Origin of the sequence: Variovorax sp. RCC_210 (assembly GCF_041355175.1) — a bacterium.
Classification (GTDB): domain Bacteria; phylum Pseudomonadota; class Gammaproteobacteria; order Burkholderiales; family Burkholderiaceae_C; genus Variovorax.
This window is the reverse complement of record NZ_JBFUPJ010000003.1, coordinates 481,403-494,312: the sequence shown is the minus strand read 5'-3', so window position 1 is coordinate 494,312 and position 12,910 is coordinate 481,403. Positions and strand designations below refer to the sequence as shown.

General features: G+C 68.4%; 14 protein-coding genes. 9 read left to right on the top strand and 5 right to left on the bottom strand.

The annotated features are described in order from the left end of the window. Positions 1-21 precede the first annotated feature (21 nt). Complete coding sequence (locus AB6807_RS14295; RefSeq protein ID WP_371085188.1) at positions 22-1,029, top strand: ABC transporter ATP-binding protein; 1,008 nt, start codon at positions 22-24, stop codon at positions 1,027-1,029. Continuing rightward, on the top strand, positions 1,026-2,075 hold the full coding sequence (locus AB6807_RS14290) for an ABC transporter ATP-binding protein (protein WP_371085088.1): 1,050 nt from the start codon (positions 1,026-1,028) through the stop codon (positions 2,073-2,075). The genes AB6807_RS14295 and AB6807_RS14290 overlap by 4 nt, the downstream gene beginning before the upstream one ends. Positions 2,076-2,112: 37 nt before the next feature. On the opposite strand, the gene AB6807_RS14285 is transcribed toward AB6807_RS14290, so the two are convergent. Together AB6807_RS14285 and AB6807_RS14280 are read right to left on the bottom strand one after the other, a co-directional pair. After that, complete coding sequence (locus AB6807_RS14285) at positions 2,113-2,706, bottom strand: VOC family protein (RefSeq protein ID WP_371085087.1); 594 nt, start codon at positions 2,704-2,706, stop codon at positions 2,113-2,115. A 43-nt stretch (positions 2,707-2,749) separates the two neighbouring features. Further along, entirely contained in the window at positions 2,750-3,616 is an 867-nt protein-coding gene (locus tag AB6807_RS14280) for a fumarylacetoacetate hydrolase family protein (RefSeq protein ID WP_371085086.1), read from the bottom strand. Between the two features lie 235 nt (positions 3,617-3,851). On the opposite strand from AB6807_RS14280, the gene AB6807_RS14275 reads away from it, so the two are divergent. Beyond that, positions 3,852-4,745 carry a LysR substrate-binding domain-containing protein gene (locus AB6807_RS14275; protein WP_116911311.1) on the top strand — a complete coding sequence of 298 codons (894 nt, stop codon included), beginning with the start codon at positions 3,852-3,854 and terminating at the stop codon, positions 4,743-4,745. A gap of 47 nt (positions 4,746-4,792) precedes the next feature. On the opposite strand, the gene AB6807_RS14270 is transcribed toward AB6807_RS14275, so the two are convergent. Further along, on the bottom strand, positions 4,793-5,716 hold the full coding sequence (locus AB6807_RS14270) for an NmrA/HSCARG family protein (RefSeq protein ID WP_371085085.1): 924 nt from the start codon (positions 5,714-5,716) through the stop codon (positions 4,793-4,795). A gap of 92 nt (positions 5,717-5,808) precedes the next feature. Here AB6807_RS14270 and AB6807_RS14265 point away from each other — a divergent pair, with 92 nt between their 5' ends. Beyond that, positions 5,809-6,222: a winged helix-turn-helix transcriptional regulator gene (locus tag AB6807_RS14265; RefSeq protein WP_371085084.1), complete on the top strand. Its 414-nt coding sequence runs from the start codon at positions 5,809-5,811 to the stop codon at positions 6,220-6,222. Between the two features lie 36 nt (positions 6,223-6,258). On the opposite strand, the gene AB6807_RS14260 is transcribed toward AB6807_RS14265, so the two are convergent. Continuing rightward, positions 6,259-6,996, bottom strand: a complete 738-nt coding sequence (locus AB6807_RS14260; RefSeq protein WP_286515106.1) for an amino acid ABC transporter ATP-binding protein — start codon at positions 6,994-6,996, stop codon at positions 6,259-6,261. Positions 6,997-7,188: 192 nt separating this feature from the next. Between AB6807_RS14260 and AB6807_RS14255 the strand changes: the two genes are divergently transcribed. Continuing rightward, on the top strand, positions 7,189-8,118 hold the full coding sequence (locus tag AB6807_RS14255; protein ID WP_371085083.1) for a LysR family transcriptional regulator: 930 nt from the start codon (positions 7,189-7,191) through the stop codon (positions 8,116-8,118). A 70-nt stretch (positions 8,119-8,188) separates the two neighbouring features. Here the strand turns inward: AB6807_RS14255 and AB6807_RS14250 are convergent, their stop codons facing one another. After that, positions 8,189-9,115, bottom strand: coding sequence for an aminotransferase class IV (locus AB6807_RS14250; protein WP_371085082.1), 927 nt, complete (start codon positions 9,113-9,115; stop codon positions 8,189-8,191). 238 nt (positions 9,116-9,353) lie between these two features. Between AB6807_RS14250 and AB6807_RS14245 the strand changes: the two genes are divergently transcribed. The 4 genes from AB6807_RS14245 (at position 9,354) to hisC (ending at position 12,901) form a co-directional block, all read left to right on the top strand. Continuing rightward, positions 9,354-10,289: a transporter substrate-binding domain-containing protein gene (locus AB6807_RS14245; RefSeq protein ID WP_371085081.1), complete on the top strand. Its 936-nt coding sequence runs from the start codon at positions 9,354-9,356 to the stop codon at positions 10,287-10,289. 14 nt (positions 10,290-10,303) lie between these two features. After that, complete coding sequence (locus AB6807_RS14240; protein ID WP_371085080.1) at positions 10,304-11,032, top strand: amino acid ABC transporter permease; 729 nt, start codon at positions 10,304-10,306, stop codon at positions 11,030-11,032. A gap of 5 nt (positions 11,033-11,037) precedes the next feature. After that, on the top strand, positions 11,038-11,730 hold the full coding sequence (locus AB6807_RS14235; RefSeq protein WP_371085079.1) for an amino acid ABC transporter permease: 693 nt from the start codon (positions 11,038-11,040) through the stop codon (positions 11,728-11,730). 61 nt (positions 11,731-11,791) lie between these two features. Next, complete coding sequence (gene hisC, locus AB6807_RS14230) at positions 11,792-12,901, top strand: histidinol-phosphate transaminase (protein ID WP_371085078.1); 1,110 nt, start codon at positions 11,792-11,794, stop codon at positions 12,899-12,901. Positions 12,902-12,910: the final 9 nt, after the last annotated feature.

Below are 12,910 nucleotides of genomic sequence, written 5' to 3'. Positions count from 1 at the left end.
ATCACCCATGACACCCATGGCATGCAAGACCTGCAGCACTTGCCGCCCGACGCCGTGCTGTCCGTCTCCGGCCTGAAGACCTGGTTCGACACCCGCGAGGGCATGGTGCGCTCGGTCGACGGCGTAGACCTGGAACTGGCGCGCGGCGAAATCGTGGGGCTGGTGGGCGAGTCGGGCTCGGGCAAGAGCGTGACGGGCTTCTCGATCATGGGGCTCATCGACCCGCCGGGCCGCGTGGTGGCGGGGCGCGTGCTGCTGGGCGGGCGCGACGTGGTGGCCGAAACGCCGGAGGCCCTTCGCTCGCTGCGCGGGCGCAAGCTCGCGATGATCTTCCAGGACCCGATGATGACGCTCAACCCCGTGCTCAGCGTGGGCACGCAGATGACCGAGGCCGTCACCGCGCACGAGAAGGTGTCGAGGAATGAGGCGCGCGAGCGTGCGCTGCAAAGCCTGGTGCGCGTGGGCATCGCGGCGCCGCAGAAGCGGCTCGATGCCTATCCGCACGAGCTCTCGGGCGGCATGCGCCAGCGCGTGGCCATTGCCATTGCGCTGCTGCACCGGCCCGACGTGATCATCGCGGACGAGCCCACCACCGCGCTCGACGTGACCATCCAGGGCCAGATCCTCTATGAGATGCAGCGGCTGTGCCGCGAGTCGCGCACCGCGCTGCTGTGGATCACGCATGACCTGGCGGTGGTCGCGGGGCTGGCCGACCGCGTGGCCGTGATGTATGCGGGGCGCATCGTCGAGTCGGCGCCCACGCGCATGCTCATCGAACGGCCGCGCCACCCCTACACGGCCGGGCTCATCGGCGCGGTGCCGCGCATCGGGCAGGCGCACGGCCAGGCGCTGGCGCAGATTCCGGGCAGCGCGCCCAACCCGCTGGAGGCGCGCACGGGCTGCTCTTTCGCGCCCCGGTGCGCGCGTGCGCAGCCACAGTGCCGCGAGCATGAACCCGGGCTCACCGAGCCCAGCCCTGGCGTGAGCTGGCGGTGCTGGTTTCCGCTCGATGTCGCGGAGGCCGCATGAACGACGCGATGCCGGTTTCCGCCCCGGCTGCACTATCGGCAGGAGCGCCGTTGCTCGAACTCAAGGGCATCGAGAAGCGCTACGGCGCCCGCAGCCCCGGCATGGGCGCGGCCCTGATGGCGCGCCTCGGCCTGCGCCCGCCGGCCAACGAAGTGCACGCGGTGCGCGAGGTTGACCTGTCGGTGCGGCCCGGCGAGGTGATCGGGCTCGTGGGTGAATCCGGTTGCGGCAAGAGCAGCCTGGGCCGCGTGGCGGCGGGCATCGCGAGGCCGAGCGGCGGCGAGATCATGTTCCGTGGCGAGAACGTCGACACGCTGGCCCCTGCAAAACGCCGCGCCTTCGACCTGGGCGTGCAGATGGTGTTCCAGAACCCCTTCGCGTCGCTGAACCCGCGCATCCGCGTGGGCGAGGCCATCGGCGAGGCGGCGCGCGTGCACGGGCTGGTGGCGAAGGCCGACCTAGCCGACCATGTCGCGCAGCTCATGCGCAAGGTCGGGCTCGACCCCGCGTACGCACAGCGCTTTCCGCACCAGTTCTCCGGCGGCCAGCGCCAGCGCATCGTCATCGCGCGCGCGTTGAGCGTGCAGCCGACGCTGCTGGTGTGCGACGAGGCGGTGGCCGCGCTCGACGTGTCGGTGCAGGCGCAGGTGCTGAACCTGTTCATGGCGTTGCGCGACGACATGAACCTGGGCTACCTGTTCATCAGCCACAACCTGGCGGTGGTGGAGCGCATGGCCGACCGCGTGCTCATCATGTACCTGGGAAAGATCGTCGAGTCCGCTCCCGCGCGCGACCTGTTCCTGCGGCCGTCGCACCCTTACACCCGCGCGCTGCTCAACGAGATTCCATCGCTCGATGGCGGCGCGCGGGTCTACATCCCGATCAAGGGCGAGCTGCCCTCGCCGATGAATCCGCCCGGAGGCTGCGCCTTTCATCCACGCTGCCCGCAGGCCATGCCGGTGTGCAGCGTGCGCAGCCCGGTGCTGGAGACGGTGGCGCCAGGGCACTCGCGGGCCTGCCACCTCGATGCCGCACCGGGCGCCTGACGCTCATGGCTCTCCAATTCGTCAGTTCACCAACTCGTCAGTTCACCAACTCATCCCACGGCGTGCTGCCCACCGGCAGCTCCGGCCGCGCCGTGAGGCTGCGCAGCGGCTCGCCCGCTTCGTAGCGGCGTATCAGGTCCTCCGGGTCGAAGCGCACGCCCATGAAGTTGCGCACATACGCGCCGCCGCCGAAAAAGGCGTCCAGGTCTGCGGGCCGGTCGAAAACGTCGTACTGCAGCTCGACGCGGTTGCCGTCCGGGTCCTTGTAGTACAGCGACACCGTGGGTCCGTGGTTGATGCTCCAGTACGGCGTGACGCCCGCCGCCTTCAGGCGCCGGAAGGTCGCGAGCAGCCGCTCCAGCGTGGCGAAGGTGAAGGCGATGTGCTCGAGCCCGGCCAGCGCGTCGTCGGCCACGCCCAGGTCCGGGCGAGCGATGAGGCCGATGCGGTGGTGCTCGTCGTCGTAGGTCATGAAGCACAGCATCTCGTTCTCGAAGGCCGGCCAGGCCTGCAGCAGTTCGAGATACCAGGCGCGCGAGCGCGGCAGGTCGCTCACGCGCAGCACGACATGGGCCAGCTTGGAGGGGCGGATGGGCTCGGCGGCGGCGTCCGGTAGGGTTCGGGGGGTCATGGTGTCGTTGTCTCTCTTGTTTTTTTGAATGGTGGGTCGTTGCTCAGGGCAGCGGCTCGGCGATCACCGTGTTCTCGATGGCGCCGATGCTTTCGATCTCCACGCGCACCACGTCGCCCACGCGCAGGTAGGTCGGCGGGTCCATGAGGCCGCCCACGCCGGCGGGGCTGCCGGTGGTGAGCACGTCGCCGGGCTCCAGCGTGAAGGCGGTGGTCAGCTCGACCAGCATGTCTTCCACGCGGTGGGTCATCTCGGCGGTGTTGCCGTCTTGCCGCAGCTCGCCGTTGACCCAGGTGCGAAGGCGCAGGCGGTGCGGGTCGGGCAGCTCGTCGCGCGTCACCAGCCAGGGGCCGAAGGGGCCGTGCGTGTCGAAGGACTTGCCCAGCGTGTGCGTGGGCGCGCGCATCTGCCAGTCGCGTACGCTCAGGTCGTTGACCACCACGAAGCCGGCCACCATGTCCATCGCGTTCTCGCGCGTCACGTGCCGGCAGCGGCGCCCGATGACCACGCCCAGCTCGCCCTCGTAGTCGAACTCGCCCGACACGGCCGGCAGGTGCACCGGGTCGAAGGGGCCGGCGACGCAGCTCACCTGCTTGTTGAACCAGACCTGGCCCGGCGCCCTGACCAGGCCGATCTTGCGGGCCTCTTCCAGGTGCGAGGCGTAGTTGCCGCCCAGGCCGAGGAACTTGCGCGGCGCGGGCACCGGCGCGCGCAGGCGCACGCTGGCCAGCGGCAGCCGCCGGGCTTTCGGCGTGGCGCGTTCCAGCCACTGCCAACCGGCGGCTTCCATGTTCAGCATCGACAGCAGCTCGCGCGGCCCGTTTTCGAGTGCGCTCACGTCGAGCACCTCGTCGCGGCGCACGAGGCCGAAGCCCTCGTGCCCTTCGAACGCGAAAGACACGAGCTTCATGCGAGTACCGCCTGTGCGCGGTCGCAGAACGCAACCAGGGTCGGCCTGTGGACGGAAGGATCGCAGGGCGGGCGCGGGTCGATGAGCAGGGCTTTCATAGAGCATTCCGGGATATAAGAACGGCCATCATCCGGCGAGCGAAGCGCGCGATCCAGCGGGTCGGCTGGAACGAATCGTTCCGCGGGCGCAACGACGAACCGCGCTGCTTCGACCGCACCACTGCCACATTTGCGCCATGCACGACATCAACGACCTGGTCTATTTCGCGAAGGTGGTGGAGCACGGCGGCTTCAGCGAGGCCGGCCGCCAGCTCGGCATTCCGAAGTCGCGGCTCAGCCGGCGCATCACCGCGCTGGAGGCCCGGCTGGGCGTGCGACTGCTGCAACGCTCGTCGCGCCGCGTGACCCTCACCACCGCCGGCCAGGGCTACTTCGAGCAATGCCGCGCGCTGGTCGAGCTGGCGCAGGCGGCCGACGACGGCGTGAAGCAGGCATCGAGCGAGCCCGCGGGCGAGGTGCGCATCAGCTGCCCGATGACGCTGGCGCAGGTGTGGCTCACGCCGCTCATCCCCGGCTTCATGACGCTGCACCCCAAGGTGCGGCTGCAGGTGCTCATTTCGAACCGGCGCATCGACCCGGTGCAGGAGCGCATGGACGTGGTGCTGCGCGTGCGCAGGCCGCCGCTCGAAGACTCCGACCAGGTCGTGCGCAAGCTGGGTGAATCGGTCGACGTGCTGGTCGCAAGCCCCGCCTGCCTGGCCGCGGTGGGCCGCCCCCGCGCACCCGAGGACGTGGCCGGCTTGCCGACGCTCTCATTGCCCGCGGTCGGCGAGCGGGCGCGCTGGCAACTGAGCGACGGGCAGCGCGTGGTGGAAGTGCGCCACGAGCCCCGGCTGGTCACCGACGACATGTTCGCGCTGAAGGAGGCCGCGGTGAACGGGCTGGGCCTGGCCTTGCTGCCGCGCAAGATCTGCCACGACGACCTGCGCGCCGGGCGGCTCGCGCTCGCGCTGCCGGGCTGGGCCTCGCCGCCGGGGCATGTGCAGGCGGCGTTCACGAGCCGCAAAGGGATGATGCCGGCGGTTCGGGCGTTGCTGGACTATCTGGACGGGCACCAGCAGGTCGATTAGCCGCCTTGATGGCGCCCTGCGGGCCGAGGCCCTGCGCAGGTCCGGCCTTACGCGTGGCCGTAGCCCCACGCACCGCCGGTTCCCAGCGCCGCCCGGAACGCATCGCGCCCGTTGCCTGCGAGCCAGGCACGGAACGATTGCAGCTCGGGGTTCAGCGCGCGCAACGCGGCCAGGTCGGCCTTGCCCACCAGGCGTCCGTCGTCGAGCAGGGCCGTCAGCTTGGCAAGAAAGGGGTTGCCCCTCAGCACATCATCGGAAAACCGCGCGTACGTGATCGGCCGGCCCGCCGCCTCGGTGAACAAGGCCTGCAGCTGCTGGCCGGTCACCTTGTCGCCCGCGAGCTCGAAGGCCTGCCCACCGAAACGGGCAGGGTCCGCGAAGACCTTCATCACGAGCTTGCCGATGTCTTCCACCGCCAGCAGCTGCATCGCCTGCTCGGGCTTCATGAAGAAATTGAAGCGTCCGGTGTCCAGCCCGAAGCCGGGCATCACCAGCATTTCCATGAACGCGGCCGGCCGCACGATGGTGAAGGTGATCGGCAGCGTGCGCACATGTGCCTCGATGCGCGCCTTGCTGTCGAAATGGCCCATGCCGGTGAGCCCGTCGCTCACCGCGCCGGTCGAGGTATAGACCAGGTGCTCGACGCCGCTCTCGAGCGCCAGGTCGGCAACAGCAATGCCGTAGCGCTCTTCTTCCTCGTCGCTGAGCCCGAGCGCCGGGCCCTGGCCCGAACTCGGCTGCACGCTGAAGACGCCGTGCACGCCCTTCATCGCGTTGCGGATGGCCTCGGTGTCGGCGAAGGTGCCGCGCACGATGTCCGCACCCGCCTCGCGAAGTGCCAGCGACCTCGCGGACCCAGGGTCTCGCACCAGTGCGCGCACCTGCCATCCGGCCTTCAACGCCGCCGCGGCGACCGACCCGCCCTGCTGTCCGGTGGCGCCGAAAACCAGGATTCTCTTGCTGTCCGACATGAAAAATACCCTCGTGAATGAACAAGGGTTACGAATCTATACTCACGAAAAAATGGCCGGCGGCGGCACATTGCTTAACCTGAGGCACACGGATGGTACGGCTGCAGAAAACAATCAACGGGCGGCCCTACGCCGAGACCGAGCAGGGCCCTCGCTTCACGCCCTGCGCACCCCACGGCGTGCTCGCGCGGCTGGGAGACAAATGGACGATCCTGGTCATGTCGCACCTTGCTGTAGCACCCGGCCACCGGCTTCGTTTCTCGGCGCTCAAGACCGGCATCGAGGGCATCACCCAGCGCATGCTGACGCTCACCCTGCGCAACCTGGAGCGCGACGGGCTGCTGGTGCGGCACTACTTCGCGGAAGTGCCGCCACGCGTGGAGTACGAACTCACCGAAATGGGCGCGGGCATGCTGCCCGCGCTGGAAGGGTTCACCTCGTGGATACGGGACCACTGGCCGCGCATCGAGGAATGCCGGCGCAGCTACGACGAAGCGCGGCAGTGAGCCGGGCAGCACGCTGAAAACGCATCCGCGGCGCTTTCAGTGCGCCAGGATCTTGTCCAGGAAGTCCTTGGTGCGCGGCTGGCGGTTTTCCGGGTGGCTGAAGAACTCGTCCTTCGGGCAGTCTTCCAGGATCTTGCCGCCCACGTCGATGAAGATCACGCGGCTGGCCACCTTGCGGGCGAATGCCATTTCGTGCGTAACCACCATCATGGTCATGCCTTCCTTGGCCAGGCTCACCATCACGTCGAGCACTTCGCCGACCATTTCGGGGTCGAGCGCCGAGGTGGGTTCGTCGAACAGCATCACGATCGGGTCCATCGACAGCGCACGCGCAATGGCCACGCGCTGCTGCTGGCCACCCGACAGCTGGCCCGGGAATTTGTCCTTGTGCGCCATCAGGCCCACGCGGTCGAGCATCTTCAGGCCGCGGGTCTTGGCCTCGTCGGGCGTGCGGCCCAGCACCTTGATCTGCGCGATCGTGAGGTTCTCCGTCACCGAAAGGTGCGGGAACAGCTCGAAGTGCTGGAACACCATGCCGACCTTGGAGCGCAGCTTGGGCAGGTTGGTCTTGGGGTCGTGCAGCGGAATGCCGTTGACGGTGATCTCGCCCTTCTGGAAGGGCTCGAGCGCGTTCACGGTCTTGATGAGGGTGGACTTGCCCGAGCCCGAAGGCCCGCACACCACCACCACGTCGCCCTTGGAGATGCTCACCGAACAGTCGTCGAGCACTTGCACCGGGCCGTACCACTTCGATACGTTCTGAATCTTGATCAAGTCACTGCCTTTGAAAACCGGAGGGGCTGAAAGCCGAAGCCGGGTATTTCACGCGCACGCCTTAGATTTGTGAAATTTAAATATCAAATCAATTGATATCCTCTGCCAATCAATCCGATTGCGCGCACGCAAGGCTGTTCGCCACCGCGCTGACGCGGCATAGTGGCTGCCTTCACAGCTCCGGGCCGCGCCATGAATCTGCAGCAACTTCGTGACTTGAACGCCGTGATCACGCATGGCGGCTTCCGCTCCGCGGCACGCGCGCTCGACGTCTCGCAAGCCGGCCTGACCAAGAGCGTGGCGCGGCTGGAGAACGAACACGGGCTCTCGCTGTTCGAGCGCACGGCCAAGGGCGTGGCGCTCACCGCCGACGGCCAGGCCTTTCTTCCGTATGCGCAGGCGGCGCTCATCGAGGCCACGCGGGCCGAGGAATGGCTGCGCGGCGCGCAGGGCCGCCGGGCGACACAGGTTGCGCTGGGCGTGTCGGTCGAGCCGTCGCTGCGGCTCGTGCCTGCCGTGCTGCAGGACTTTCGCCGCGCGCTGCCGGACGTTGCCATCCACCTGACGCAAAGCGCGAACTCGGAACTGCTGTCAGCGTTGCGCGACAACAGGCTGGAACTCGCGGTCATGCGGCTGCCCGAGAAGCTCGACGCGGCCGACCTGCGGGTGGACGTGCTCTACGAGTCGGAGGCGGTGATCGTCGCGCGCGCCGGTCACCCGAGCGCCGGTGCGCGCGCCATCGGCGAGCTGGCCGGCCTGCAATGGGTGGTGGTGGGTGCGCCCGGGCGACCCGGGCAGGACGACGAAAGCATCCAGGAGCTGTTCCTGCAGCAACAAATGGGGCGACCGCGCATCGCCGCGGTGTCCGATTCGCTGTTCGGCGCCGTCTCGATGCTGATCGACTCCGACTGCGTGTCGCGCATGCCAAGGTCCATCCTGGACCATCCCTTGACGGCGCGGCAGCTCGTGGAAATCAAGCTCCCGCACCCCTCGCGGCGCTACGAGGTGGGCATCGTGTCGAGGGCGAGCCGCAGGCTGAGCCCCGAGGCGAAGACGCTGGTCGCGATGCTTCGCTCGTTCTCGCGCATCAGCCAGGCCGCGTCGCGGCGCCCTCCGCCCTGAAACTGCCATCGCGAGCGCGCGCGATGGCATGCGTTCAGCCCCGAGTTCAGGCCTGCATGCAGGCCCGTGTCTAGGCCCGCGTGTAGGCCCGTGTGTAGGCCGCATACAGCCTTGCGAAGACGGCGCCCGGCGTGCCGTCCCCGATCTGCTGGCCGTCGAGCGCGACCACCGGCACCAGCTCCTTCACCGCGGACGACAGGATCAGCTCGTCCGCGTCGAACACCTCCGCGCGCGACACCTCGCGAAGCTCGAAGGGCAGACCTTCCTCAAGGCAGAGCGACTCCAGCAGCCCGTAGCGCACGCCTTCGAGCACCCGGTTGCTTTTCGGCACGCCCAACACCCGGCCGTTCTTCACCAGCCACACGTTGCTGGCGGAGGCCTCGCTGAGCTGGCCGTCGCGGAACATGATGGTGTCGGCGACGCCCGCGTCCACGCTCAGCTGCTTCGAGAACACAGCGCCCAGCAGGCTGGTGGACTTGAGGTGCGCCTTGCGCCAGCGGAAGTCTTCGGCCGCGATGCAGGCCACGCCATGGCGGCGTTGTGCCTCGCTCGGCACGGGCATGCGGTTGACCATGGCGAACACGTTGGGCGCGATGCCTTGCGGCATTGCGTGCTCGCGCATCGCGACACCGCGGGTGACCTGGAAATACACCAGCTGGTAGCGCATGCCACTCGGGTGCGGGTCCGCTTCCGCATGCATGGCCAGCAAACGCATCGTGAGCGCGTGCCATGCGTGGCGCGCCATCGGCTCGGGAATCCTCATCTCGGCCAGGCCGCGCGCCAGGCGCGCCATGTGCGCATCGAACATGAAGGGCTGGCCGTCGTAGGCGGGCACCACGTCGTAGATCGCGTCGCCGAAAAGAAAGGCCCGGTCGAGCACCGACACCCGCGCCTCGCGCAGGTTGGTGAACTCGCCGTTCAGGTAGCAAGGCCAGGGCGGAATGGTGTCGGGGATCTGTGTCTGGAAAGAGGCGGGAAACGGCGTGTCGAGCGGCATGGAAGTGAACTCCTGAAATGCCCGGCATCGTGTGCGCAGTGCTGCGGCGCGTCCACCGCTTCGGCGTCATCGGGATAGCCGTTGCGCATCGCCCGGCCGCGGTCGCGCGCCTGCCCCGCGGCCCGTTCGTTGCCGGCTGATAGCGATGTGGAATCGCGATGCCGCCCGCGGCATGGACAGCCCGCGCCGCAGCAAAGACCATTCGCCGGTCTCCCTCCACTCTCCTCGAAGGAAAAAAATGCGCAAAGCTTTCTCCACATGGATCGTCGGCGCCGCGCTGTTGACGGGCTTCTCAATGAGCGTTGCGCAGACGGGCGCCCAGCCGCCGGCGGCACCGCTTTCGGGCACGCTGAAAAAGCTCGCGGACACCGGCACGATCGCCCTCGGCGTGCGCGAGAACCAGGTGCCGTTCGCGTATGTCGACGACAGCCAGAACGTGATCGGCTTCACCGTCGACATCTGCAAGGCGCTGGTCGAGAGCCTCAAGGCCGACGCCGGCATCAAGACCCTGAAGGTCGAGCTCAAGCCCGTCACGGCGCAGACCCGGCTCGCGCTGCTGGGCAATGGAACCATCGACATGGACTGCGCCAGCGTGACCAACAACGCGGCGCGCCAGAAGCAGGTGGCGTTCAGCAACACCTTCTTCCTGACGGCCACCGCCTTCGCGGCCAAGAAGGCCAGCAACCTGAAGTCGATTGCCGACCTCAAGGGCAAGACCGTCGTGGCGGTGCCGGGCTCGAACCACATGGTGATCCTCAACGAGCTCAACCTGAAGCAGAACCTGAACCTGCGCATCGTCAACGCGAAGGACCAGCCCGAGGCCTTCCTGATGCTGGCGACCGACCGGGCCGCGGCGCTCGTCAGCGACGACGTGCTGCTGGCCAGCGCCATCGCAAGCGCCAAGGACCCGGGCGACTACGTGATCTCGCCCGACACCCTTGCACCGCCCGAGCCCTACGGCCTGGTGATGCGCCGCGACGACCCCGAGTTCAAGGCCGCCGTGGACAAGGCGCTCAGTGCCTACCTGGCTTCGCCCGCGGCCAAGGCCAACTACGACAAGTGGTTCGTTCAGCCCATTGCGCCGCGCGGCCTGCGAATGAACTTCCCGATGAGCCCCGCCCTGCGAAAGGCCTACGCCAAGCCCACGGACTCCATCGACCCGGCCGCCTACTGAGCGCAGGTGAACGCGTGAACTACCAATGGAACTGGCGGGTGTTTCTCGAGCAGTCGCCCACGGGTGGCGGCGCCTACGGCTACCTGCTGGCCGTCGGGCTCGCATGCACGGTGGCCGCCACGCTGCTGATCTACATCGTGGCGCTGACACTGGGCACCGCAGTGGGCGTGCTGCGCACGCACCCGTCCGCCAAGGCGCAGGCGGCGGGCCGCATCTATGTCGAGCTGTTTCGCAACATCCCGCTGATCGTGCAGCTGTTCGTCTGGTACTTCGTGCTGCCCGAGCTGCTGCCGAAGGCGGCCGGCGACTGGGTCAAGCAGTGGCCGGGCGGCCCGTTCTTCACCGTGGTGGCCGGCATCGGCTGCTACATGGCCGCGCGCGTGGCCGAGCAGCTGCGCAGCGGCATCCACGCGCTGGCGCGCGGCCAGCAACTGGCCGCAGCGGCGCTGGGCCTCACGCTGGCACAGACCTACCGGCACGTGCTGCTGCCGCGCGCGTTCCGCATCATCTGGCCGACGCTGACCACCGACGCCATGAACACCGTCAAGGCCACGTCCGTCGGGTTGACCATCGGCCTGGTCGAGCTGACCGCGCAGGCGCATGCGATGCAGGAGTTCTCGTTCCAGGTGTTCGAGGCTTTTCTCGCGGCGCTGGGCATCTACGTGCTGCTGAACTTCGCGGTCGTCACGGCCATGCGCCGCTTCGAGCGCCGTCTCGAACTGCCGGGCTTCGGCGCAAGGTGAGCGGCATGTTCTCCAGCTTCGACTTCGCCTCGGTCTGGCATGCGTTGCCCTACATGCTCACGACCGGGCTGGCGTTCACCGTCAAGCTCACGCTGGTCGCGGGCTTCTCGGGCCTGCTGCTGGGCTGCGGCATCGCGATGGCGCGGCTCAGCGGCAACCGCGTGCTGCGCGCCGCCGGCGACGCGTACGTCAACCTGTTCCGTGCCATTCCACTGGTGCTCGGGCTCTTCGCCTTCTATGTGCTCGTTCCGTACACGGCGGCGTGGGCGGCGGGGTCGCCCACGCCGGTGGCGGTCGGCGCCACCGCGTCCGCGTACCTGACCTTCGTGCTCTTCGAGTCGGCGTACTTCTGCGAAGTCATTCGCGCCGGCATCCGCTCGATTCCGAACGGGCAGGCGGCCGCGGCGCAGGCGCTGGGCATGAACGGCACGCGCACCATGCTGTACATCGTGCTGCCGCAGGCCCTGCGCAAGATGCTGCCGGTGCTGCTCACGCAGTTCATCGTGCTGTTCCAGGACACCTCTCTGGTGTACGTGCTGTCGCTGGACGACCTGTTCGGCACGGCCTCGAAGATCGCGCAGCGCGACGGCCGGCTGGTCGAGATGTACCTGTTCATCGCGCTCTTCTACTTCTGCGTTTCCTTCGCGCTTTCCAGCTATGTGCGCACGCTGCAGGCGCGCATTGCCCGCGCGGGCTGACATCCAGGCACCCGGACACCGGAAACCCAACCACCCTCCCCAACGTCGAAAGAAACCTCCCGTGAGAAACGCACCCGTCTACCCCCCGCACATCGAGCAGCTCAAGTCGTACTCGCCGGGCTTGCCGATGGAAGACCTCGCCCGCCGCATCGACATGCCGCTCGCGCACATCGTCAAGCTCGCATCGAACGAAAACCCGCTGGGGGCCAGCTCCCGTGCGTTGGCCGCGCTGGCCGCGTCGTCCATCGACCTCTCCCGCTACCCGGACAACGACTGCACCGACCTCACCCAAGCGCTGGCGCTGCAGCTCGACGTGCCGCCCGACTGGATCGTGACCGGCGCCGGCTCCGAAAGCGTGATCGGCATGGCTGCCACGACGCTGCTGAGCGCGGGCCGCTTCACGCTCTACGCGCAGTACTCGTTCCAGGCGTATGTGAACGCGGCGCAGCGCGCGGGCGCCACCGCGGTGGTGGTGCCGTCGCCGGACTTCACGGTCGATCTCGGCGAGATGCTGCGCCTCGGCGCGCGCCAGCCCGTTTCGCTCGTGTACATCGCGAACCCGGGAAACCCGACCGGCACCAGCCTCGACCCCGATGCGCTCGAGGCCTTCATCGCGGCCCAGGCCGACGGCACGGTGGTGGTGCTCGACGAGGCCTACCTGGAGTACCTGCCCGCCGCCGCGCGGGGCGACGCCGTGGCCTGGGTGCGGCGTCACCCCCACCTGCTCGTGACGCGCACCTTCTCCAAGGCCTACGGGCTGGCCGGTCTTCGCGTGGGTTACGGCATCGCGCAGCCCGCGCTGGCCGGCATGCTGCGCCGGGTGCGCGCGCCGTTCCAGGTGTCGCAACCCGCGCAGGCGGGCGCCGCAGCCGCGCTCGGCGACGGCGATTTCCTCGCGCGCACGCTCGCCGTCAACAGCGAGGGCCACGAACAGCTGTGCGCCGCCTTTCGTGCACGGGGGTTGCGCCACCTGCCGTCGTCGACCAACTTCGTCTCCGTGGAAACGGGGGACAGCGCCGCGCTGGCCGGCCGGCTGGAACAGCACGGCCTCATCGCGCGGCCGCTGGGCTCCTACGGCCTCAAGAACTGGCTGCGGGTGAGCATTGGCACGGCCACGGAAAATTCGCGCTTCCTCGATGCGCTCGCGCAAGAACTGCGGCCGGCTTCATGACCGCCCGCA